21 protein-coding genes and 1 pseudogene are annotated in these 24,991 nt (G+C 35.0%); 12 read left to right on the top strand and 10 right to left on the bottom strand.

Annotated elements, in window-relative coordinates; genetic code table 11:
• Positions 1 to 177 precede the first annotated feature (177 nt).
• The 5 genes from yccX to GYW75_RS05505 all read left to right on the top strand — a co-directional run bounded on the left by yccX (position 178) and on the right by GYW75_RS05505 (position 3,799).
• Entirely contained in the window at positions 178 to 456 is a 279-nt protein-coding gene (gene yccX / locus GYW75_RS05525) for an acylphosphatase (protein ID WP_174798722.1), read from the top strand.
• Positions 457 to 536: 80 nt separating this feature from the next.
• Positions 537 to 1,100: an LPS export ABC transporter periplasmic protein LptC gene (gene lptC / locus GYW75_RS05520; RefSeq protein WP_034913230.1), complete on the top strand. Its 564-nt coding sequence runs from the start codon at positions 537 to 539 to the stop codon at positions 1,098 to 1,100.
• A 3-nt stretch (positions 1,101 to 1,103) separates the two neighbouring features.
• Positions 1,104 to 1,658, top strand: a complete 555-nt coding sequence (gene lptA / locus GYW75_RS05515; RefSeq protein ID WP_174798721.1) for a lipopolysaccharide transport periplasmic protein LptA — start codon at positions 1,104 to 1,106, stop codon at positions 1,656 to 1,658.
• Positions 1,659 to 2,384, top strand: a complete 726-nt coding sequence (gene lptB / locus GYW75_RS05510) for an LPS export ABC transporter ATP-binding protein (protein WP_034913235.1) — start codon at positions 1,659 to 1,661, stop codon at positions 2,382 to 2,384.
• On the top strand, positions 2,384 to 3,799 hold the full coding sequence (locus GYW75_RS05505) for an RNA polymerase factor sigma-54 (protein ID WP_065561222.1): 1,416 nt from the start codon (positions 2,384 to 2,386) through the stop codon (positions 3,797 to 3,799). Before lptB ends, GYW75_RS05505 begins: the two co-directional genes overlap by 1 nt.
• 30 nt (positions 3,800 to 3,829) lie before the next feature.
• On the opposite strand, the gene GYW75_RS05500 is transcribed toward GYW75_RS05505, so the two are convergent.
• From GYW75_RS05500 to leuA, 5 genes are all read right to left on the bottom strand, one after another.
• Positions 3,830 to 4,594, bottom strand: a complete 765-nt coding sequence (locus tag GYW75_RS05500; protein WP_174798720.1) for a class I SAM-dependent methyltransferase — start codon at positions 4,592 to 4,594, stop codon at positions 3,830 to 3,832.
• Positions 4,595 to 4,640: 46 nt separating this feature from the next.
• Entirely contained in the window at positions 4,641 to 5,243 is a 603-nt protein-coding gene (leuD, locus tag GYW75_RS05495) for a 3-isopropylmalate dehydratase small subunit (protein WP_065610387.1), read from the bottom strand.
• 13 nt (positions 5,244 to 5,256) lie between these two features.
• Positions 5,257 to 6,657: a 3-isopropylmalate dehydratase large subunit gene (leuC, locus tag GYW75_RS05490; RefSeq protein WP_174798719.1), complete on the bottom strand. Its 1,401-nt coding sequence runs from the start codon at positions 6,655 to 6,657 to the stop codon at positions 5,257 to 5,259.
• Between the two features lie 156 nt (positions 6,658 to 6,813).
• Positions 6,814 to 7,893, bottom strand: a complete 1,080-nt coding sequence (leuB, locus tag GYW75_RS05485) for a 3-isopropylmalate dehydrogenase (RefSeq protein WP_065561213.1) — start codon at positions 7,891 to 7,893, stop codon at positions 6,814 to 6,816.
• A 67-nt stretch (positions 7,894 to 7,960) separates the two neighbouring features.
• Complete coding sequence (gene leuA, locus GYW75_RS05480; protein ID WP_174798718.1) at positions 7,961 to 9,508, bottom strand: 2-isopropylmalate synthase; 1,548 nt, start codon at positions 9,506 to 9,508, stop codon at positions 7,961 to 7,963.
• Positions 9,509 to 9,949: 441 nt separating this feature from the next.
• Here leuA and nfsB point away from each other — a divergent pair, with 441 nt between their 5' ends.
• The 6 genes from nfsB to ettA all read left to right on the top strand — a co-directional run bounded on the left by nfsB (position 9,950) and on the right by ettA (position 19,421).
• Positions 9,950 to 10,594 carry an oxygen-insensitive NAD(P)H nitroreductase gene (gene nfsB, locus GYW75_RS05475; RefSeq protein ID WP_174798717.1) on the top strand — a complete coding sequence of 215 codons (645 nt, stop codon included), beginning with the start codon at positions 9,950 to 9,952 and terminating at the stop codon, positions 10,592 to 10,594.
• Positions 10,595 to 10,849: 255 nt separating this feature from the next.
• On the top strand, positions 10,850 to 11,113 hold the full coding sequence (locus GYW75_RS12470; protein WP_238786410.1) for a hypothetical protein: 264 nt from the start codon (positions 10,850 to 10,852) through the stop codon (positions 11,111 to 11,113).
• 620 nt (positions 11,114 to 11,733) lie between these two features.
• The gene (locus GYW75_RS05470) at positions 11,734 to 12,777 is read left to right on the top strand and encodes a hypothetical protein (protein ID WP_174798716.1); all 1,044 of its coding nucleotides are present in this window, start codon (positions 11,734 to 11,736) and stop codon (positions 12,775 to 12,777) included.
• A gap of 487 nt (positions 12,778 to 13,264) precedes the next feature.
• Positions 13,265 to 14,761 carry a hypothetical protein gene (locus GYW75_RS05465; RefSeq protein ID WP_238786409.1) on the top strand — a complete coding sequence of 499 codons (1,497 nt, stop codon included), beginning with the start codon at positions 13,265 to 13,267 and terminating at the stop codon, positions 14,759 to 14,761.
• 453 nt (positions 14,762 to 15,214) lie between these two features.
• Positions 15,215 to 16,843 (top strand): hypothetical protein, encoded by a 1,629-nt coding sequence (locus GYW75_RS05460; protein WP_174798714.1) that lies wholly within the window; start codon positions 15,215 to 15,217, stop codon positions 16,841 to 16,843.
• A gap of 910 nt (positions 16,844 to 17,753) precedes the next feature.
• The gene (ettA, locus tag GYW75_RS05455; protein ID WP_065635906.1) at positions 17,754 to 19,421 is read left to right on the top strand and encodes an energy-dependent translational throttle protein EttA; all 1,668 of its coding nucleotides are present in this window, start codon (positions 17,754 to 17,756) and stop codon (positions 19,419 to 19,421) included.
• 92 nt (positions 19,422 to 19,513) lie between these two features.
• Here ettA and GYW75_RS05450 read toward each other — a convergent pair whose 3' ends face one another.
• The 5 genes from GYW75_RS05450 to GYW75_RS05430 form a co-directional block, all read right to left on the bottom strand.
• Positions 19,514 to 21,142 carry a DUF2813 domain-containing protein gene (locus tag GYW75_RS05450; protein ID WP_174798713.1) on the bottom strand — a complete coding sequence of 543 codons (1,629 nt, stop codon included), beginning with the start codon at positions 21,140 to 21,142 and terminating at the stop codon, positions 19,514 to 19,516.
• 15 nt (positions 21,143 to 21,157) lie between these two features.
• Positions 21,158 to 21,961 carry a lipopolysaccharide core heptose(I) kinase RfaP gene (gene rfaP, locus GYW75_RS05445; RefSeq protein WP_174798712.1) on the bottom strand — a complete coding sequence of 268 codons (804 nt, stop codon included), beginning with the start codon at positions 21,959 to 21,961 and terminating at the stop codon, positions 21,158 to 21,160.
• The gene (locus GYW75_RS05440) at positions 21,954 to 23,078 is read right to left on the bottom strand and encodes a glycosyltransferase family 4 protein (RefSeq protein ID WP_085165075.1); all 1,125 of its coding nucleotides are present in this window, start codon (positions 23,076 to 23,078) and stop codon (positions 21,954 to 21,956) included. Before GYW75_RS05440 ends, rfaP begins: the two co-directional genes overlap by 8 nt.
• Before the next feature lie 240 nt (positions 23,079 to 23,318).
• Positions 23,319 to 23,603, bottom strand: a complete 285-nt coding sequence (locus tag GYW75_RS12765; protein WP_174798711.1) for a DUF2645 family protein — start codon at positions 23,601 to 23,603, stop codon at positions 23,319 to 23,321.
• A gap of 15 nt (positions 23,604 to 23,618) precedes the next feature.
• The gene (locus GYW75_RS05430; protein ID WP_065590061.1) at positions 23,619 to 24,545 is read right to left on the bottom strand and encodes a TIGR01212 family radical SAM protein; all 927 of its coding nucleotides are present in this window, start codon (positions 24,543 to 24,545) and stop codon (positions 23,619 to 23,621) included.
• 221 nt (positions 24,546 to 24,766) lie between these two features.
• On the opposite strand from GYW75_RS05430, the pseudogene glyA reads away from it, so the two are divergent.
• Positions 24,767 to 24,898: pseudogene (gene glyA, locus GYW75_RS12550) on the top strand (serine hydroxymethyltransferase); the annotation flags it as partial.
• Positions 24,899 to 24,991: the final 93 nt, after the last annotated feature.

The following is a 24,991-nucleotide window of genomic DNA, read 5'->3' as shown; positions in this document are numbered from 1 at the left end:
TTTATTGAAAAATAAAATTTAGTCGATAAGTAAAAAACTTACTAGTTGCAAGATTATTAATGAATCTAACATTTAACCATGATAAAAAATTATGTTCTGTATTTTCAACCTAAATTAGTATTTCATCATTAAAATTAATATGTTTGAATCCAGGTTATAATAAAATGAGGTCGCAAGATGATTAAGAAAGTTAAGATAAATGTTAGCGGTCGCGTGCAAGGTGTAGGATTTCGTTTTTTTACTTATCAGCAAGCCCAAAAACTGGGTTTAGTTGGTTATGTTCAAAATTTAGATAATGGCGATGTTGAGATTATAGCTCAAGGTGATAGTTTACAAATAAGCAAATTAATAAAATGGATTGAAAATGGCGGTCCTGCATCTTCACGCATTTCACATTTTAATATTTTTGAATTATTACCACAAAACGATTTAACTTCTTTTAATGTTCGATATTAATTTAATAAAAAATAAAGTAGAATAATTAAAATTTTGGCATTCGAAATAATAATTTCTAATTAATGTGAAAAACGTATGTTATGAATAAAAAAAATCTAATCTGTTTTTTACTTCTCATTGTTGTTATCGGTGTTTATTATAATTATCAAAAAGGAGATGAGGTTGTAAATCAATCCACTCTAAATATATCAGATAAGCCGATTTATCAAAGTGATAAAATGTTAACAGATATTTATGACTTATCTGGGGATCTTATTTATAAAATTGAGTCCAGTAATGTAAGGCATTTTGATGACTCAAATAATACTGAATTTGATTTGCCCAATTTTACGTTTTATGAACAGAATCATTCAGCTACATGGCATATTAAAGCAAAGAAAGCAACGTTGACAAAAGATAAACTTCTTTACCTTTATGATGATGTTCAATTAGATAATTTGACACAAGAAGCTCAATTGAAACAAGTAAAAACTGATAATGCCGTGATAGATTTAACTTCACAACTAGTCAAATCAAAAGATCCTGTCATCATCAATGGGGTGGGATTTTATTCAACTGGTATTGGTTTAGCGGGTGATTTACATGCCAAAACGGCTAATATACTTGAAAATGTAAAAACATATTATAATACAGAGGCAAAATAAAACATGAGTTCGCTAAAACAGGTTGTTTTTTCATTAATTTTATTGCTACCAATCTCTTTAAGTAGTTTCGCCAATGAACTTACTTCGCAATCTATAAACTCTAAAGAAGAACATAAAATGTTCGCTGATAATAAACCCATAACGATAGATGCAGATAATCAAAAAATTGATATTGAAAATAATACAATCACATTTATTGGCAATGTTGTTATTGTCCAAGAAGGATTAACTATAAAAGCTGATAAAGTCGTTATCACTGACACGCAAGACAAAAATAAGCAAAAAATCACAGCTTATGGTAATCCTGTGAATTATAAGCAAATTTTACCAGAAAACAATAAAGTTGTGACGGGTCATTCTTCTCAAGTTATTTACAATGTGAAGCAAAATAATGTTATTTTACAAGGGCATGCTGAATTATTTCAACAAGACAATCATATTGTTAGTGATCTGATTACATACGATGTTAAAAAACAGCAAATTTTAGCCAATCCTGGTAAGAATATGCGAGTAAAAAGCACTATTATCCCAAACCAAGTTAAAGGGATGAATAAATAAATGTCAATTTTAAAAGCGGAAAATCTGGCCAAAGTATACAAAAAAAGACGAGTTGTTGAAGATGTGAGTTTAACCGTCAACTCTGGCGAAATTGTTGGATTATTGGGCCCTAATGGTGCGGGTAAAACCACTACTTTTTATATGGTTGTTGGTATAGTGACATTAAATGCAGGTAAAATTTACCTTGATGATCATGATATCAGCATTTTACCTTTACATGAGCGAGCTCAAAAAGGTATTGGCTATTTACCACAAGAAGCGTCTATTTTTAGAAAATTGTCTGTTATAGATAACATTATGGCAATTTTAGAAACGCGCAAAGATATTGATAAAAATGAGAAAATCGATCGTGCCGAAGAATTACTTGAAGAGTTCCATATTTCTCATATTCGTGACAGCATAGGACAATCTCTATCAGGTGGAGAAAGACGTCGAGTAGAAATAGCAAGGGCGTTAGCAGCTAATCCTAAATTTATTTTACTTGATGAACCCTTTGCTGGGGTTGATCCAATTTCGGTGATAGATATCAAAAATATTATTAAGCATCTACGCGATCGAGGGTTGGGAGTATTAATAACCGATCACAATGTACGTGAAACTTTAGATGTTTGCGAACGTGCTTATATTGTTAATAAAGGACATTTAATTGCTGAAGGTTCACCAAATGACATCTTAAGTAACGAATATGTAAAACGCGTTTACTTAGGAAACGAGTTCAGATTATGATGAAAACCAGTTTACAACTGAAAGTCTCTCAACAATTATCCATGACGCCACAATTACAATTGGCGATTAAATTACTACAGTTGTCAACTTTAGAACTCCAACAAGAAATACAAACTGCGCTTGAAAACAATCCATTACTTGAAGTTGATGATCAATATGACGAAGTGAACGTTAAACAAAACGATGAAACAGAAAATATTGATACGCGTGAGGCTTTAGATAGCAAAGAGATTCCCGATGATATTCCATTGGATGCATCTTTAGATGATATTTATAGTGCAGGAACTCCATCTGGAACTAACTCAGATTATCGTAATGATGAATTGCCTATCTATCAAGGTGAAACTCACGAAACATTACATGCTTATCTGGAATGGCAACTTGAACTAACACCCTTTAGCGATACAGATAGGGCGATAGCAGTATCTATTATTGAAGCTATAGATGAGAGAGGCTATTTAACAGTTTCAACAGAAGAAATACTTGAAGAACAAGGTAATGATGAAATTGAAATTGCCGAAGTTGAAGCAGTATTGAAACGAATATGGAATTTTGATCCTATCGGTGTCGGTGCCAGATCGTTGCAAGAGTGCTTGTCTATTCAAATTCAACATTTAGACACTCCACCATTAGTTAAACAAATTATTGATAATTATTTAGACTTATTAGCCATACGTGATTATAGAAACTTAAAAAAAGTGTTAAATACAACAGATGAACAATTAAAAGAGGCTGTTGATTTTATACAACGTTTACAACCTTATCCCGGCGATTTGGTTAATACTGCTTCTCCAGACTATGTCATCCCTGATGTCATGGTAAAAAAGGTACAAGGAAAATGGGTTGTGTATTTAAATAGCGATACAGTTCCATCTTTACGTATTAACCAGCAATACGCCGATATGGTAAAATTAGCTAATGAAAGTGATGGGCAATATATTAGATCTCATCTGCAAGAAGCTAATTGGTTTATTAAAAGCATCGAAAACCGTAACGAAACCTTATTAAAAGTCAGCCAATTTATTGTTGAGCATCAACAAGCCTTTTTTGAACACGGTGCTGAATACATGAAGCCAATGATTTTGTCTGATGTTGCAACGGCAATTGATATGCATGAATCGACCATTTCTCGTGTAACAACTCAAAAATATCTGCATTGTCCAAGCGGAATTTATGAACTTAAATTCTTTTTCTCAAGTCATGTCAATAATGATTCAGGCGGTGAGGTTTCATCTACTGCTATCCAAGCATTAATTAAAAAATATATATCGGCAGAAAATAGTAAAAAGCCATTAAGTGATAGTAAATTAGTTTCGATGCTTGAAGAACAAGGTATTATTATTGCACGTCGCACCGTAGCAAAATACCGTGAAGCCTTATCAATTCCACCATCAAGTCAACGAAAACAGCTTTAAATGTAAAGCTGTTTATGACAACGGATCGTTTTAGATAACTTTTTCAGTTTCAATAATCATCATATCCGTAGTAAAAGAACCATCTACTTGAAGTTCAAAATATTTTTTTGTATCGTCGGCTGCTGTTTCTTGGTAAATTCGTATCGCTTCAATCAACTGTTCAGGAGTACGCATTCGTTTAACCCATGTATCAAAAGAGAGTGTTAAACGATGACGAGTTATATTATTAATGACGAAACCCGCTTCAGTTAAAAAGGTTAACCACTCACCGGGGGTATAGTCACGAACATGTGAGGTATCACGCATGGCTTCAACGGTTTGTAGCCAAATATCTAATACAGGATGACCTGGTGATACAACATCCATAATAATTAATTTACCGCCAGCTTTAGTTATTCGATGGAGCTGCCGAATACTTTTGCCTACATCATGCCAATGATGAGCAGAATAACGACTGACAACAATATCAAATTGATTATCAGCAAAAGGGGGATATTCAGCATAACCTTGCTTAACGGTTATATTTTGTAAATTGCGCTCTTTTGCTGTTTGCGCTACAACCGATAACATTTCATTTGAAAGATCATAGGCTGTAACATGTTTAACATATTTTGCCGCAATAAAACTGACATGGCCTGCACCACATCCCATATCAAGTAGATTTGCCTCGGAATGCGATATAAGTAGATTAGATAAATATTCAAGATCAGGCCCTTGAGCATGTACTTTGCTAGTTAAATAGGCATTGGCTTGCTCGCCAAACTGCTGTTTTACATTGTCATGATGTGTTGCCATTGTCGATTCTCATTATTGGGCGCAAATAAGCGCCCAAAAGTTAAAGTTAAGCTAAAAATGAAGGGATTTTATGTTCAAAGTCGCTAATTGCTTCTTCATGTTGTAAGGTTAAGCCAATATTATCTAACCCATTTAACAAGCAATGACGTTTAAAAGCATCAATTTTAAATGAATATTGCTTATCGCCGGCAATGACCACTTCATTAACTAAATCGATGGTAAATTCAATGCCTTCATTGGCTTCGACAATTTTAAATAGCTCATCAATATCCTCTTCGGATAAATTAACCAGTAATAACTGATTGTTAAATGAGTTATTATAAAAAATATCGGCAAAACTTGAACCAATAATGGTTTTAAATCCATAATCAGCAAGTGCCCATGGAGCATGTTCACGAGAAGAACCGCAACCAAAATTTTCACGTGTTAATAAAATGCTAGCACCTTTATAGCGGGGTTTATTCAAGACAAATTCAGGGTTAGGCTGCTCGCCAGCATCATCTAAAAAGCGCCATTCATGAAAGGCATGTTTACCAAATCCAGTGCGTGTTACTTTCTGTAAAAACTGTTTTGGAATGATTGCATCTGTATCAACATTAGCCGCATCCAAAGGAACGACTAGCCCAGTATGTTTTGTAAATTTTGCCATGACAAGTCTCTCCTTAAAATGGTTTGCGAATATCTGTAAAATGACCAGTAATAGCTGCGGCTGCTGCCATAGCAGGACTAACTAAATGTGTTCTAGCATCACGTCCTTGGCGACCTTCAAAATTACGGTTGCTAGTTGATGCACAGCGATCTCCCGGTGCTAATTTATCATCGTTCATTGCAAGACACATAGAGCAACCCGGTAAGCGCCATTCAAATCCTGCATCAATAAAAATCTTATCTAATCCTTCGGCTTCAGCTTGTTCTTTCACTGGTCCTGAACCGGGTACAACTAATGCTTGTACACCTTCAGCCACTTTACGGCCTTTAGCAATTTGGGCAGCAGCTCGTAAATCTTCTATACGTGAGTTTGTACAAGAACCAATAAATACTTTATTGATCTTAATATCAGTCATTTTGGTACCAGCGGTTAATCCCATATAAGCTAATGCACGCTCAGCAGAGTGTTTTTCAATAGGATCAGCAAAATCATTAGGATTAGGTACTGTTGCATCAATTGATGTAACTTGACCAGGATTAGTACCCCAAGTGACCTGTGGGGCGATATCTTTTCCTTCTAACGTCACAACTGTATCAAAATGTGCACCTTCGTCGGTTTTTAGCGTTTTCCAATAAGCAACCGCTTTGTCGAAGTCTTCACCTTTTGGTGAAAATTGACGACCTTTTAAGTACTCAAAAGTCACTTCATCTGGTGCAATTATGCCAGCTTTAGCTCCCATTTCAATTGCCATATTACACAACGTCATACGTCCTTCCATTGATAATGATTTAATCGCATCACCACAAAATTCAACTACATGACCTGTACCGCCGGCACTGGTTGTTTTGCCAATGATAGCTAAAATAATATCTTTAGCGGTAATGCCGTCAACAACTTGCCCTTTAACTTCAATTTTCATGGTTTTAGCACGACCTTGTTTTAAGGTTTGAGTTGCTAACACATGCTCAACTTCGGAAGTACCAATACCAAAAGCTAATGCACCAAATGCGCCATGTGTAGCAGTGTGCGAATCACCACACACAATAGTCATACCCGGTAAAGTCATACCTTGCTCAGGGCCGACTACATGGACAATACCACGTAATGGGCTTTGTAAATCATATAACGAAACACCAAACTCTTTGGCATTTTTTGCCAGTTCGGTTAACTGAATGCGAGCCATTTCGCTACAGGCACTTAAATCATTACTTTTGGTTGAAGTGTTATGATCCATAGTTGCAAAAGTCTTATTGGGCTGGCGAACTTTACGATTCATTGCACGTAAGCCATCAAAGGCCTGTGGAGAGGTGACTTCATGAACTAAATGGCGATCGATATATAAAATAGGCGTCTCGTTTGGCGCTTCGTAAACGACATGTGCATCATATAATTTCTGATACAGTGTTTTTGACATTGCAGATTCCTTATTATTTTTTACAACTGGTATTAGTTTTAAACTTTGACATTATTTACTAATCCTATAATTAATTGGATTAAAAAGGATACAAGTAGCAGTTTATTTTGCATACTTGAGTATCTTTTTACTACACATTTTACATAGCTAATTCAACTAAATAAGCTTACAAATAATGTCTCCCATTTCATCAGTTGAAACGGGTTGTTCTTTTTGTGCAAGATCGATAGTACGATAGCCTTGCTCTAATGCTTTATTTACTGCTGTTTCGATAGCTGAGGCAATATCATCACGTTTAAAGCTATAACGGACTAACAAAGCTAATGACAAAATTTGTGCTGCAGGATTAGCAATATTTTTACCAGCAATGTCAGGTGCGCTACCACCAGCAGGTTCATATAAGCCAAAGCCTTGTTCATTAAGACTAGCAGAAGGCAACATCCCCATTGAACCAGTTATCATGGCACATTCATCGGATAATATATCTCCAAATAAATTTGAGCATAAAATAACATCGAATTGAGACGGATCTTTAACAAGTTGCATTGTGGCATTATCGATATACATATGCTCAAGTTCGATATCAGGATAGTTTTTAGCTACTTCATTAACCACCTCACGCCACAAAATTGAAGTTTGTAATACGTTGGCTTTATCAATTGAAGTTACTTTTTTGCGACGTAAACGTGCGGCTTCAAACCCCATTTTTGCAATACGCTCTATCTCAAAACGATGATAAACTTCAGTATCAAATGCTTTTTCTTGAGCACCACTACCTTCACGTCCTTTAGGTAATCCAAAATAAATACCGCCAGTTAATTCTCGCATACATAAAATATCAAATCCACGCTCTGCAATATCGGTGCGTAATGGACAAAGATCTTCTAAGCCTTGATACAAACGAGCAGGGCGCATATTAGCAAATAATTTGAAGTGTTTACGTAGTGGCAATAACGCACCACGTTCAGGTTGCTTTTCAGGTGGCAAATTAGACCATTTAGGACCACCCACTGAACCAAATAAAATAGCGTCAGCTTTTTCACAGCCTTCAAGTGTTTCATTAGGTAATGGGCAACCATGAATATCAATTGCTGCGCCGCCCACATCATATTCACTAGTAGTAATAGAAAGTTGATACTTTTGGCGGATAACATCTAATACTTTATAGGCTTGTCTCATTACTTCTGGGCCAATACCGTCGCCGGGAAGTACTGCAATATGGTAGTTTTGTGACATTTTTTATTCCTTTACAATCTAAATTAATTTTCATGTTTTGCTGTTAAACGGCAAAACAAATTATTTTTTAGTCATGATGTAATTTTTGTTTTTCTTGTGCAACTTGATTTGCTCTATACACATTGTTCAATACATTAATTAAAGCCAAAGCCGATGAGTGAACAATGTCGGTTGCAAGCCCAACACCATGGAACTTACGACCTTTATATTCGGCAACAATATCAACTTGTCCTAAAGCATTTTCACCTTGTCCTTTAGAAGCTAACTGATATTTTACAATCGAAATAGGCTCGCCAGTAATACGGTTGATAGCTTGATAAACAGCATCAACGGGGCCATTACCTGTTGCTGCATCAGAATACTTTTTATCACCAATTAACAAGCTAACCGAAGCGGTTGAAACAACCGTCGAACCTGATTGAACATTAAAATAATCCAAAACATAATGTTCTTTTTCATCTTTTAATTGATTGATAAATATTAATGCCTCTAAATCATAATCGAATACTTGGCCTTTTTTATCAGCTAATTCTAAAAATGCCTCATAGACTTGATCTACGTTATAATCTTTATCGTGATAACCAAGTTCTTCTAAACGATGTTTAACGGCGGCTCGTCCTGAACGAGAGGTTAAATTTAATTGGATTTGATTTAATCCGATTGATTCAGGGGTCATAATTTCGTAAGTTTCACGATTTTTTAAAACCCCATCTTGATGAATTCCTGAGGAGTGGGCAAAAGCGTTACTACCAATAATTGCTTTATTACCCGGAATTGGCATATTAGTAATTTGGCTAACAATTTGGCTGGTACGATAAATCTCTTGGTGATTGATATTTGTGTGAACATTTAAGATATTTTGACGAACTTTAATCGCCATAATAACTTCTTCAAGTGCGGTATTACCCGCACGTTCGCCTAAACCATTCATCGCACCTTCAATTTGCCGAGCACCTTCTTGAACCGCGCTAATCGAGTTAGCCACCGACATGCCCAAGTCATCATGACAATGAACAGAGATAATCGCTTGATCAATGTTCGGGACACGTTCAAATAGGGTACGAATAATGCCACCAAATTGATAAGGGACAGTATAACCGACAGTATCTGGAATATTGATCGTTCTTGCCCCTGCTTTAATTGCTGCTTCAACGATACGACATAAGTTATCAATTGGGGTACGGCCTGCATCTTCACAAGAAAACTCCACATCATTAGTATAATTACGTGCACGTTTAATACAGTGCACAGCTCTTTCAATGACATCATCAAATGTCATTTTTAATTTATCCTTAACATGTAAGGTTGATGTTGCCATAAAAGTATGAATTCGAAACTGATCTGCAACTTTTAATGCCTCGGCAGCAACATCAATATCTTTATCAACACAACGAGACAATGCACAAACACAGCTATCTTTAATGGTCTTAGCAATCGTTTGAACTGATTCAAAATCACCGGGAGATGAAACAGGAAAGCCAACTTCCATCACATCGACCCGCATTCGCTCCAAAGCAAGCGCTATTTGTAACTTTTCTTTAACGCTCAAACTTGCTTGTAATGCTTGTTCACCATCGCGTAACGTTGTATCAAAAATAATGACTTGATCGCTCATTGTTTTTCCTTTTATATATTTTAGCGCTATCTCGGTATTTCAAGTTAAAAAAACAAAAAACCCGCACTTTAGCGCGGGTTCTTGTTAATTTGTTGAGTTGTTTATTTAACTACTTCTTTTTACTCCACACACAAGCTATCCGCGCAAGTTAATGCGAGGAGGAGGCTGAGGTCGAGTGATAAATAGTTAACAAACATAAAAAAATCTCTATTTGAATTGTAATTAATACAGACAAAAACTGATGTTATTTTTACCAAATGATATCAGTGGTGTCAATGATTATTTGTAGTCAATCTAAATATGTTCTATTTTTATTAAAATAAAGTACTCAATACTAATTAAAGATTGCTTTACTATTTGACAAATCTATTAAAATAATAAGTTGAGACATAATAGAACCGAATTATAATGGTGAAAAGAATAACTCACGAGGGCATAATAATGAACATAGTTGATATTTCTCAAAAACGCTACACTACCAAACATTATGATCCAACAAAAAAAATTCCTGCCGATAAGATTGAACAATTATTAACTGTTTTAAGAAACAGCCCATCATCAGTTAACTCACAACCATGGCATTTTTATGTTATCGAGAACAACGAGGTAAAGAATAAAATTTTACCAGCTATACTTGAATTTAATCAACCAAGGGTGACTGGCGCTTCGCATACGATTGTCTTTTGTATTAAAACACCATTAGACGACGCCCATTTAGTTAATCTACTCAATCAAGAAGATAAAGACGGTAGATACCCTTCAGCCGATCTTAAACAAGCACAAGATCAAGGTCGTAGGCACTTTGTAAAGCTCAATAGTGCAACCATTGAATCGCAACAATGTTGGGAAAGTAAACAAGCTTATCTAGCATTGGGGCAACTGCTTTTTGCAGCAGCAGCAATTGGTATTGATTCAACGGCAATTGAAGGATATGATACCCAAAAAATGGACGAGATTTTAGATCTCAAAAGCAAAGGACTTAAAAGTATTGTTGTTGCTACATTAGGCTATCGAGCCGAAAATGACGGCAATGCGCATCGACCAAAATCACGCTTACCTAAAGAGCAACTTTTTACGTTTTTATAAAATAACGAGCAATATTCTCTGTATGAATTAAGATAAATATAGAGGATATTTTTTGAACTATGATAAGTTTAATTGTAGGAAAACATTAAGTTGTTTATACTTCATGTGTAGGATTTATTCGCATTATTTACAGTAAATCTGAGAAAATATGGTAATGAATATACGTAAAACAAAATTAACGCCTTATCACAGACAAGAGATATGGCGTTTATATCATAAAGAAAAAAAACCATCACTGATTTGGCTAAACGTTTTATGGTCAGTCGCCCGACCATTTATAGCGTGCTAAAAAAAGCCCGATTAAATTTGTTTGTGCCTTTAACCAGTAAGAACAAACGTTATAAAACGATTAGTTATGGTATTAAACACCTAGTTAAAATTGAAAAATCCATTGAAGATAAATTAAGGCGGCAACTAAATTATATAACAAAACAAATCCTGACGAAATGTTACATGTCGGCACCAAATATTTACCTTTACCTAAAAACAAAACAAAATAACTGTGATTGGCTATTTTAATAGGTTGCGCTATCGTGGTTGAAAGTAATGGTCTATTTTAGTTGGTCAGATTTCGGACGTGATCACTATTATTAATTTATTTACAAAAAACAGTACGTCTGAAATCACGATACCATAATATCTTAGCTCGCTATAGACAATTGATTTAACCAAAAACAAAATAAAAAATCCAATAAAATCAATGGTCTACCTGAGCGATTTTAGAGCAAAAAAACACACCACTATAAGGTCAATATGCTTGTTTTTTTGCAGTGTCAAAATACGCTAATGACAGAACTAGGGTCGCCGCCAAACAGGACTATTTCATTTGTATTTTTTTACAAAAAAACACGAAAAAACTAGCCAACTATTTTTTAAACGGCTATACTTTTACCGTTATAGGAAAACAAGCTTATTAAATAAGCAGACAATTATAAAAAATCTAAATAAAACAAAATATTACTTGACAGGTAGACAATAATGCATTATCATTTCTGGCACAAGGCACAAGGCACAAGCACTGGCAAACCTACGATTTAAATTTATTAAATAATCCTCTTCGCCGAGTTTTTGCACGAAACTCATTTATATTTTCCAAATTATCTCTCAAATTACCCCGAAAACTCTTGTTGGTGTTGGGCGTGTTATTATTGCCATATTCATGGAGTTTAGAAGCATTAACTAGTAAAAATGGTCGCGTAAAAAATCATCGTAGTGATGCCATAATATTACCGTCGTTCGAAAACCCGTGTCTAAAATATGGTACAGACGGAGATGCAGGTTCAGTTGATTTATGGATATGGATATCGAATCCTGATTATTTTGAACCAAGTGCGCCATTGGTTTGTTATGCTCAACCTAATTTATCAAACGATTCCAGTAATAATACTGAATACAAAGATTTAGATGGTCCTGATTGGGTAAAAGGAAAAGGATTTGTACCACAAGATATAAACAATCCACAACGTAATTTCCCATCGACAGGAACAAATAATGTTTATTTTTATTTATTATTAGCAAACGTAACGCCCGAAGAGATTATCTCAGCTAATGGCGCTAGAGTATTTCCGGAATCAGGGAGTGGAGTTAGTTTAGCTTTATCATCTGCAATAACACCAGGTTGGGGAAGAGGTTCACGAGATGTAGCTTTAAAGATAGTACTAAAAGGACCAGTAAACAGTAGTGCTAATAAAAACTTTAGTCCCTCTACATTTAAGCTTTATTCAGATAGAGCCAAAAGTAACGTCTTGTATAGCTTTAAAATTGAAAGATGGTATATAGCCCAAGGGGCTAATATTAATGCATCTGTGCAAGATGCAAAAAATTACTGTAACCGAATTGGATACCGAATGCCAAGTGTTGCAGATTATACTAATGCAAATAATGATGATATTTGGACAGGAGGTATTCCTGGAAGAAATATCAATGGTTATCGCCGTCAATTAAGCTATCGCGGCGGTAATGGCAAGTGGATTGGTGGGCTATTTAATGAATGGGGAACCTTATTTAACAATCCTAATCACTATTTAGGTCTTGATGACTGGGAAACTAGTCATCCTCAAGATTGGTATTGGGCAATTGATACATACAAAGGAGAACCAATTCGAATCGATTTGGGGGATGGAGATTTATATGATTCTAAATCAACTAATAATAAACTTAGAGCTGCTTGTGTCAAGCCATAGTTAAATTTGTTTTATTTGTTCAGCAAATAGTTTGACTCTGTAACTTTTAAAGTTACAGGGGTTATTACGAGTAAGTTAATTATAGAACTTACTCGCATTGTTTACAGTAATTTGCGAAAAACTGTAATAAATAGACATAAAAAAGCGAAATTAACCGCCTTGTGAGTTTTTAAGGATTTTTTTAGCTATGAAGAGTAATTCCTTCGAGCTTTTCTTAATGGTGTTGTTCATTATAGTTATGTAAAAATGATAACTCTTTTTTCGCATGAACAACGAAAATATTTAAAATAAAAGTAATTAATTTTTATAAAAAACAGTGCAGTAAAACTTGAAATATGGAAAAGGTATTAATATAATGAACTGGACAAAGCACAGCTTTACAAAACTGTCACATTTTGAACATTTATCACTAAATTTTAGTTATTCCCATCTTACAATTAATTCTTCATGTTTGTCGTTATGGTCAAAAACGATTTTTTTAATAAAAATGGCAAAGATGCATATCCAAAAGACATTAGTAATGCCTATCTTGACTGTCAGACGTTATTTGTTTGGAATTATATTGGCATTATTAGGTTTGATAGTGTCCTTTAAATCTACTGCATTATCTGCGATTACATCAAAAGAGATCCATGGAAGTGGTCCTTATATTACTCTTGATGGAGGTAGAACCCATATAAATTCATCCGAACCTTTACTCAGTATAAAATTATCTGATGGTCGATTGATTACCTCTCAAGAAGATACATCAAGTAGCCAAAAACCAATCATACTATCGGGAAATTCAGAATCTATTCGTGATATTCAAACTTTTGTCCCAATAGATGGAAATAGTACTTACCCACAAATAGATATTCAAAAATTGATGGATGCCCCATATCATTATTGGGGAGATGATGATGGTGATGGTGATATTTTGGCAAATGGAAAGTTATCTCTAGAATGGTACGATGCAAACAAAAATATAACAGCAGAAGTAAAAAAAAATCCATCGTACAAGTTGGATGCTTGTAAAGCACCATATCGATTATTTATTACTACAGGAGAATCTTTAACGTTGTTGACACGTTATGGTATTCCGAATAAAACTGTTTATAAACAGAGTTCCCATTCATATTATTTTAAACCAAGTGCACCATCGGTTTGTTATGCTCAACCTAATTTATCAAACGATTCCAGTAATAATACTGAATATAAAGATTTAGATGGTCCTGATTGGGTAAAAGGAAAAGGATTTGTACCACAAGATATAAACAATCCACAACGTAATTTCCCATCGACAGGAACAAATAATGTTTATTTTTATTTATTATTAGCAAACGTAACGCCCGAAGAGATTATCTCAGCTAATGGCGCTAGAGTATTCCCGGAATCAGGGAGTGGAGTTAGTTTAGCTTTATCATCTGCAATAACACCAGGTTGGGGAAAAGGCTCACGAGATGTAGCTTTAAAGATAGTACTAAAAGGACCAGTAAACAGTAGTGCTAATAAAAACTTTAGCCCTTCTACGTTTAAGCTTTATTCAGATAGAGCCAAAAGTAACGTCTTGTATAGCTTTAAAATTGAAAGATGGTATATAGCCCAAGGGGCTAATATTAATGCATCTGTGCAAGATGCAAAAAATTACTGTAACCGAATTGGATACCGAGTGCCAAGTGTTGCAGATTATACTAATGCAAATAATGATGATATTTGGACAGGAGGTATTCCTGGAAGAAATATCAATAATTATCGCCGTCAATTGAGTTATCGTAGCAGTAATGGCAAGTGGATTGGTGGGTTATTTAATGAATGGGGAACCTTATTTAACAATCCTGATCACTATTTAGGTCTTGATGACTGGGAAACTAATCATCCTCAAGATTGGTATTGGGCAATTGATACATACAAAGGAGAACCAATTCGAGTCGATTTGGGGGATGGAGATTTATATGATTCTAAATCAACTAATAATAAACTTAGAGCTGCTTGTGTCAAGCCGTAGTTAAATTTGTTTTATTTGTTCAGCAAATAGTTTGACTCTGTAACTTTTAAAGTTACAGGGGTTATTACGAGTAAGTTAATTATAGAACTTACTCGCATTGTTTACAGTAATGGTATGTTCCCACTTTTTAGTATCAAAAATATAAGGTTAACGATTCCCATCAACATGCAATGATGAATAATTTGATGATTATTTTTTACAAAATTGGTACCTAATATTTAAAACTATAAAATCAGTCTATTTCTTATTATTTAATATAATTTTCATATAGTTATATATTATTTTTAATAATCAGACTCATTTAATCACATGTTTACAAATCTTAACAAAAAAGTTATTTTTTACATAAAATTAACATAATATAATAAATATGATCAAATTTGTGTTTTATCAGTAGTTATGATTTGGATGCAAATGATTTTTTATAGGAAAAAGTAATTAAAAATGGAAGTTATGAATAATAAAATATACAAAAGCAATAAGTTAGCTTTTGAACAACCTCGAATGTTTATTTTAAAAATAGCTAAGTTTTTTGGCCAAATTTTACGAATTATATCGTCAAGTTTACATGTCAAACATTATGCTTATGGAACTATAATTGCTACGTTGGGTATAATGATATCGGGTAATGTTATTGCCTTATCCGCAACCACAACAAAGGTGATTGAAGGGAGTGCGCCTTATCTACAATTTAAAACGTCTCAGAATGATCAAGTCGGTAATAAACTAAAAAATTTAGATGAGTTGCTAGGTTTTATGATGCCAAGTCAAGAAAACACTGGCGAGCTAATACAAATTGGAGTTAATGGTTCAATCTCGAATGGAGGAAAACCGTTAACTGTCCCTTTTGGTACAAAGTTTTCAGATGTTATTGCTTTGGTTACTGCTGATGGACAAGCACATACAATTTCTAACTTGCAAGTGGCGGATGATGATGGTGATGCTTCAATTACTGATAATTTTACCGTCGGTGGTACGTTAACTGCAACTTGGAAAGATGGTTCTCAAGTTGTGAGTGATTTACATCAGGAGTTGACACTATGTGGGGGGCCTTATACTTTAGAGTTGAGTGCACAAGATATCGCCGCAACGACTAAGTATGGCATTCCCAATAAAAATTATTATGGTAGCAAACCCAAAATAACTTACCAATTTATGCTTTCAGGTGGTCCAAAATTGTGCTACGCTCGGCCAGATGGTCTTGATGTTTATTCAAAGGCTAGTGATATAACTAAATATCCTAAAGGCTATAACTCGGCATTATGGAGTGGTGCTGGTTATAAGGAGGTTAATCGATTTCGTGTAGGATTTATAGCCGAGTCATTTCGACCTATCACTGGTTTCAAAGGGATTAAGTTTGACTTAATAGGTTCAGGGAATGAACAGTCAAAATACCGTTGTAGACTTGATGCTAGCAATATCAATAATTGGGTAACTTTATCAGGAAACGGAAATAAAGAATTGGGGAAAGGTTGTCAGGTTGTTTATAATAGTCGTCTTAAACCGAAGACTCCATTAACCATTAATATGGAGTACACAGAAGATAACGGTAACAGTTGGAAAAATATTGGTAAAGTGACTCTTCCGATACCTAAAAAATGGGCAATTCTTGTTGATCATAGGAAGGATTATAAAAGTAGCGGTTTTATTAACTTTGATCGTGAGTACGTGGCGTTTGATGAATGTCGTAAAATTATTGATGGTCATGCAATACCAGCAACAACACGAGAACAAGTTAATGATTTTTCTGACACAGGAAAATCTTGGCGACAAAAATATATGTATAGAAGGAATGAATTAATTAATTCACTTGATGCTGATTTACCAGAAGGTACTGCTACACTTCCTACACCAAGGACATATAGACCTTCCCGTGATTTAGGTACATTTCTAGGAGAATGGGGAAGCGTCTACCGATATCATAACGGTGGGAGTTATATTTGGACATCTGAAATGTACCGAGCCGATAAGCCTTTTGCTGTTGATGGAACGCCTCTAAACAGTTGGATTAATGGTGATCACTATAGCCTCGATCGTGGTCAGTCCTCTCAAACATTTTGTCGAGGTGAAAATTTACCATAAAAACTTTATAAATCAAATCGATGTTTAAAATAGGATTATTGCTCTGTTTGTTTTGTAGCCAGTCATTAATTGATGATTATCTTATTGGTTTATGTGTGTCACTCCAAGATTTGAGGATGTTCAGACGTATTAATAATATTTCATTGTTCACAACCCACAGGGTAGTCTGTGTAGTACCTTAAAGGATAGTGAGTAGTATAGTGCTATAAAATAATCACTAAAACCGTAATGGGCAACTAATGTTGTTGTCTATTACGAGTATTTGAAAATGATTATGCTTTTTATAAAGCCTTTTTCTTATAGATATTAAATCTATTTCTTTATTTTTTCCACAACCAGATTAATTAGCGCAAGTCTTACAAAGCTTAACATAAAAGTTATTTTTTACTTTAACGTCGCATTTTATTTTGATCATATTAGTCTTGGATATTTATCAGTCGTTATAGGTTAAATAAATGCTATCAAATTTAAAAGTCATTTTTAAATTGATAGCTAACTAATAAATGGGAAAACGGTTTTTAATGATCAACTGGACTATGACATTATTGAGTTGAGGGATACAAAAATTTCTGGGTATCTCTATTACATGCTAAAGGTTATCTATAAGGGTGTTATGTCTATCTTTTGATTTCCAGAGATGGTGTCGGTATGTGTACCCTCTTAAAAGCGTAGGCGTTAGATTAGAAATTATTCCTATTTTTTCACCGTTACCATTATGGTCATTGTGGCGAAGCATGAATATGCATATACAAGTCCTACATTAAGTTTTGTGTATAGCGAATATTGATTTACCTATATTCTCAAAAATAACCCTAGACCCGATGCTCAGAATCATTACAATATATGCCATCAATTATATAGCAACTGATATGGTTTGCTATTTTTAAACAAAATTAACGGATGATGTTTTATGGCGCAATATGTTTATACCATGAATCGCGTAGGGAAGATTGTTCCCCCTAAACGCTATATTTTAAAAGATATTTCTTTAAGTTTTTTTCCAGGTGCAAAAATTGGTGTACTCGGTTTAAATGGAGCGGGTAAATCCACTTTACTACGAATTATGGCGGGTGTTGATACCGAAATTGAAGGCGAAGCACGCCCACAACCTGATATTAAAATTGGTTATTTACCCCAAGAACCGAAATTAGATCCTAAACAAACTGTACGCGAAGCTGTAGAGCAAGCAGTTGGTGATGCGAAAAAAGCGCTAGCTCGATTAGACGAAGTCTATGCCGCTTATGCTGATCCTGATGCCGATTTTGACAAATTAGCCAAAGAACAAGCAGAGCTTGAAGCCATTATTCAATCGCAAGATGCTCATAATCTTGATAACCAGTTAGAGCGAGCCGCTGACGCACTACGTTTACCTGATTGGGATGCGAAAATTGAAAATTTATCAGGTGGTGAACGCCGTCGAGTAGCAATTTGTCAATTATTACTTGAAAAGCCTGATATGTTATTAATGGATGAACCGACCAACCACTTAGATGCCGAATCGGTAGCATGGTTAGAACGATTCTTACATGACTACGAAGGTACGGTTGTTGCAGTAACTCACGATCGCTACTTTCTAGACAACGTAGCTGGTTGGATTTTAGAGCTTGACCGTGGTGAAGGTATTCCATGGGAAGGCAACTATTCATCTTGGCTTGAACAAAAAGATCAGCGTTTAGCACAAGAAGCCTCGACCGAATCGGCACGTCGTAAATCGATCGAAAAAGAACTCGAGTGGGTACGACAAAATCCAAAAGGTCGCCAAGCAAAAAGCAAAGCCCGTCTAGCTCGCTTTGAAGAACTCAACAGTAACGATTACCAAAAACGTAACGAAACTAACGAGCTCTTTATTCCAGCTGGACAACGTTTAGGCGATAAAGTGATTGAAGTAAGCAATCTAACTAAATCGTATGGCGATCGTGTGCTGATTGATAACTTATCTTTTAGTATTCCTAAAGGGGCAATTGTTGGCATTATTGGTCCAAATGGAGCAGGGAAATCAACCCTATTTAGAATGCTATCAGGCAAAGAACAACCTGATTCAGGCACGATTACTTTGGGTGAAACAGTGCAACTTGCATCAGTTGATCAGTTCCGTGACAGTATGGACGACAAAAAAACAGTTTGGGACGAAATTTCAAACGGTCAAGATATTATGCGTATTGGCAATTTTGAAATACCAAGTCGTGCTTATGTTGGTCGTTTTAACTTTAAAGGTGTTGATCAGCAAAAGCGTGTAGGTGAACTTTCAGGTGGTGAACGTGGGCGTGTACATTTAGCTAAATTATTGCAAGTGGGTGGTAATGTATTACTACTCGATGAACCAACCAATGATTTAGATGTTGAAACGCTACGTGCGCTTGAAAACGCATTATTAGAGTTTCCGGGTTGTGCTTTAGTGATTTCGCATGACCGTTGGTTTTTAGATCGTATTGCGACCCATATTTTGGATTATCAAGACGAAGGACATGTTGAATTCTTTGAAGGTAACTTTACCGAATACGAAGAATGGAAAAAGCGCACATTAGGTGCTGAAGCATTAGAGCCTAAACGTGCTAAATATAAACGAATCTCCAAATAGCATTAATTTTTATTTTATTCCGCCGATTTATATTGGCGGAATAGTTTTATCTTCTTGATAGCGATTTTAAATATTTTTCAAAATGTAATTATCTAAACTAACCCTTTAGATGAACTAATAATTCTCGAAAAAGTATCCATTAGCAAACGCGGTATAGCGTTTATACCACGTGATTTTGCATCATCACAAATGGCAATCGCAAGATCAGGTTTTGAACTTTTATGAATTGCTTTTTGAATAATTTGATGTACAGGCAGATCAATATGCTGTGTTGTATTATAAGCGGCAAGTTTATAGACATGACTAAAACCATGTTTGAATAAAAAGTTTTCAATGTCTCGCGCAGGTAAAACCGTTAAGTAATCATTAGGGTTTTTATCTTCACCACATAACGATTTTACTGTATCGGCATATTTTTTACCCGCCATATCCCCATCAGTAATTACATACCAATGAATTCCCATTTTATTGGCATATTTTATAAGCGGTTTTAAACCACACTGAGCAAACTCAATAAGCTGAACGCCCTCTGAACTCAGATGATAACCACTTTGTTCTGCTAGTTCACGTAACAACCACACTTCGGTTTCGCCCTCGACTAACAACCAACATCGTGCAAATAAGGCATTTGATCGGCGATAAAGAATATGAAACGCAATACGACGACTATCACTAACGCTTAATGAATTAGGTTCAATGTATTTGGCAATAATTTTATCTGGCAGACGAATTAAACGATAAAGGTTTTCTAATGAAAATAACGATACCAGATCACTTGAGTTAGACGTGATAATTTTTTGTGTAGGGAAGTTTTTTAGTAAGCGAAATGCAACTGATAAAATGATTGGATGTAACAAACTTTCAGGCTCTTCTAAAATTAAAATAGGCATTGAACTTTGTGAAAGTGAATAATTCCCTTTAGCATCAATAATAGAGCCGAAAATTCCTAAAAATACCGTTCGTAAATAATCATTATCAAGATTATCCAATACATCATTAATTTGTTCCAAAACATTCCAATCTTCTGATCTTGGTGTACTTTTGGCATTTTTTTGTTTGTAATGATTGCGGTGTGCTTGATCGACAAAATAATACTCTAATAATGAGCGTGCGGCTTGTAGGCCTCGAGCTAATTCATCTTGGGTTAATTCGGCTGAATGGGCTTTTAGTTGGTTTGAAAGTTGGCTAATGTAGTGTTCGGATAATGGTTCGTTAGTAACAGTTAATTGCTCAGGATTAATTGCATTTTTAAGTGTCATTACTGGATTTAGTTTGATTAATGTTGCAATTAATGATTTTTCGTTTTCTATATTAAAGGGATTGCCTTGTGCATTGAGCAATTTATGTTGTGTTATAATTTGGTTATTTTGTTTATTGGCAGAAATTTGATAAGTGATACGATGCAGATTATCTTGGTGTGATTGATACGAAACTGAGCGTAATGGTTGATAATCTTGATTATTTAATTCATGTAAGTGTGATTGGCAATAAGTGATTTTAATAATAATATTATCGCCATAACATTGGTATTGATCATGATAAAAATCGGAATCGACAAATTGATAAAACTTGTTATCTAGTGATAACAATTGCAAAGCGCTGATTAAACTTGACCGCCCCCAACGATTTTCACCCATTAGTACGCTAGAACTTGCATTTAATTTTAAAGATAGTTGACTAATACCTTTAAATCCGGAAATATCAATTTGTTCAATAAACATAGCGTATCCTTATTGTTAAAGATGATACTTTTCTGTCCTTTTACGAATTCGTTCAACTTTTTGATGCGTACTAGCAATTAACTTAGCTTCATTACGCAAAATCGTTTTTAAAGGTTGATTAAAATACACTTTCAAAAAACGCCAAATATCACGATCAGTTAGCCCAATATTCATGGCTGAAAAATAAAGCCCAATTAAATCTTTATCACGCCAACGAACAGGAACTGTTTTACGGAGTTGAGCACGGTGTAAATCAATCACCGATAATTTTATTTGCTGATGATTTTCAAAAAGCGGAATATCAAGCAAAAAGTGACACAAATAACAATCACGATGATTAACCCCAGCCGCATGCATTTGGGCAACCATTTTTGCCAAATAAATCACTAAACAACGCTTTATATGATAGCTAGGTGGATTAGTTAACCATGGCTTAGTAAAATCTTCTAAACTCACAGTCGGGTTAAGATCTCTTGTCACAATAAACGAATGACGAGTCAGCGGATTTAGCCCCTTACGACCAAATGCTCGCCCATCCATCGTATTAACGCCAACTTGCTCCAAACGCTCAATCGCATCCCACTCTTGCTTAGCATCTAAAACAGGTAAACGTAACGAAATAAGATTCTTCACAATCTCTTTAATGGTTGTACCACGATGAATTTTAATAAAATACGATTCATCACCAAGCTCAAAATTCAACGTCTTACGTTGCTTAACCGCTCGATAGACTTTGCCTGATATTAACTCAACTTCCGCAAACGGATCTTTATTTTTCCACAAAGCATCAAAAGGGCATTTTAACTTCAACTCATTCATAATGATCACAACCTAAAATAATATCTGCGGCACGCTGGGCTAAATGATATAAATCAGCCGTTTTACCATAATGTATTGCATTGTTGTGCCATGTTAATAACTGATCGTGGTTTGTTATGGCATTTTGCAACGCTTGATTGAGATCTGCTTGTACAAAAGGTTCGGCAAGGATCACCCCAGCATTGGCATCATCAATATGATAAGCATAGCCCGAAGTGCTTGACACAATCACTGGCACTCCAGCGGCTAACCCTTCAATAAGCACCATACCAGCAGCTTCTTGTCTTGCAGGGTGCAATAGCAAATCTGCCGCAAATAAAAAGTCAGGGATATCATTACGGCCTGCAAAAAAACGTACTTGATACTCAATGCCGAGTTGCTTAGCCAGTTTTTGATAAGCTTCGGGATTATCCTGCCCCACTACTAAAAAAGTCACTTTTTGTTTTAAATCGCAAGGTAGTGCGGCAATGGCGGTTAAAGAACGATCTACTCCCTTACGCTTAAAATCTGATCCAATTTGCACAATCACAAAATTATGTTCATCAATTTGATTTGCTTGCCTAAATTGCTTACCTTTAGCTAGCGACTCATAATTGTATTGGCGATCTTGCGCAATACCGGGTGGCAAAAGGTAAAATCGAGACGGATCAGTATGATAATAGTGCTCAAAATCACTAATTTGCTGTTTTGTTAGTACCATAACTTTGGTTTGGCTATGTTGATTAAATACCGCATCTTCGAAAGCTAAATAGTGCTTACAGCGTTTTGACAATTTATACAAAAAGCCCTTGTGTGAAACCTTTTCGGCATAACAAGTATCACCTGCAAAATAAACATCCAAATCAGGCATTTTATTAAAGCCAACTACACAATCAACAGGATTTGCTTGTAAATGATCCTTCACCCAATAGTAATAAGATTGATTACGACTATGGTTGGATAAGCCCTTTTTAGGTACCCAAATAATGTCAAACCCACAAGGTACATCGCCTTGCCAATCCATGACATAAACACGAACATTATGTCCTCGATTTTGACAAGCTTTGGCTATTTGCAAAAAATCACGTTGCAAACCACCAAAAGGAAAATATTTATAAATACAAAAAGCCAGTTGCATGCAGATTGTCTCAAGTTTGAAAGGCGTATTATATACTTAGTATTTATTTGGGTGCAAAGTTTGATTTTTATAGACCCAAATTTGCTGTAAAATTTGGGTCATAGTGGCAGTTGAATAAGCATACTGTCATTTGTAAAAATAATTCAAGAGTCTATACCATTATAGTTTGGTTTTATTCTTAGTGTGGGTGCGTTACGCTATTGATAATCTCTCAAACTATAATAATTTTAAATGAAATTGTTAGCACCATTGAAAACGTAAAAAGAATGACCAAAAACAATAGAGAATAGCAAGGGACAAATAGATATATCTTATTTTTCTATTTTTTATAAAAAATAAACTCAAAATTAAGGGAATGGTAAGGATAAGAAAAATGTCTTCACTATTTCTTCCACCTAATGGTAACGTGCAAAGGTTGTCTGGATCACCTGTAAAAATCATCCATTCATATTTATTGGTTGAAAATAAATTAATAATTATTAATAAAAAGGCGAAGTGGATAAATGAAAGGATGTCCTTTTTCATAATCATTAAATCCACTTATGATTTAAAAAAGTAACTATCACCAATAGCACTACCTTGAGCACCAAACTGGCGTAAATTGTGATCAACAGCATTCATCGATTGCCAATGGTTTTCACACCAATCAGGGGCGAGTAAAGTTGGTTTTCTGGCATTAGCTGATATGCGATGATACAAAATATTGGCTGGAGTTTGGCGAATGATATCGCCAGCAATATCGACATATTCATCTAATGATAATACTGGAAGCCGCCCAGCCCGCCACGCTTTTGCCATAATACTACCTTCAACAATATGTAAAGGGTGTAATTTTAAACCGTCCACACCACAGTCGAGCACACGATTAAGGGTTATAAAGTTATCTTGTTTGGTTTCTTTCGGTAAACCAATAATTAAGTGAGTACAGACCTTAATGCCAAGCTTGCGTGCCTTTTGTACGGTTTGATAATAATCATCAAAAGTATGCCCTCGATTAATATCGTGTAAGGTTTTGTTATGAGCAGTTTGTAAACCAAGTTCTAACCAAACTTCATAGCCATTGGATTGATAATTCGCAAGCAAATCAAGTACTTCATCAGGAACACAATCAGGGCGAGTACCAACACAAAGCCCAACAATATCCGCACTATTCAGGGCTTCTTCATACATACTTTTTAGAATTTCAACCTCGGCGTAGGTGCTGGTATAAGCTTGAAAATAAGCAAGGTATCGTTTAGACTTTTTCATCTGTTGGGCTTGCGAGGTTAATTGTTCAGAAATTGATTTAACCTGAATAGATTCATCAATGATTGAGGCAACATTACAAAAAGTACAACCACCTTGACCAATAGTACCATCTCGATTGGGACAGCTAAAGCCACCATGTAAAGTAAGTTTATAGATTTTTTCGCCATAACGACGTTGTAAATCGGAACCGAATGTATTAACGACTAAATGAAGTTGCATTATAAACCAAATAAAATTTTTAATTATTTTAGCAATATGTCTTGTATTCCATATCTTATCCATAATACTACTTTTCAACAATATATAAATATTTTTTATAACTCAAAAAAAGATTGAAATTGATCGCTGATTAAGTAAGGGTAACTAGTGTTGTTTTTTACACTGTGATGTGCGGTAAGTTTAAGGCTTGTTGTAATTAATAACTAGGAGTTAACATGTAACTCACCAATAAATATGCTGAAGGTTATTCTGGTAAACGTTATTACAGTGGTTGTGAATATGTTGATGTTGTTGAAAAATTGACAATTGATCGTGCTAAATGTTTCTTTAAATTTATTTACATTTCTTTACAAAAAAGTCCGCCAAAAAACTAGCCAACTATTTTTTTTACGGCTATACTTTCACAGCTTTAGAAAAATAAGTGAATAATTATAAAAAATTGAAAT

It is taken from the genome of Gilliamella sp. ESL0232, assembly GCF_013346885.1.
GTDB classification, from domain to species: domain Bacteria; phylum Pseudomonadota; class Gammaproteobacteria; order Enterobacterales; family Orbaceae; genus Gilliamella; species Gilliamella bombi.
The sequence above is the reverse complement of the archived record's forward strand: the minus strand, read 5'-3'. Positions and strand labels throughout refer to the sequence as shown.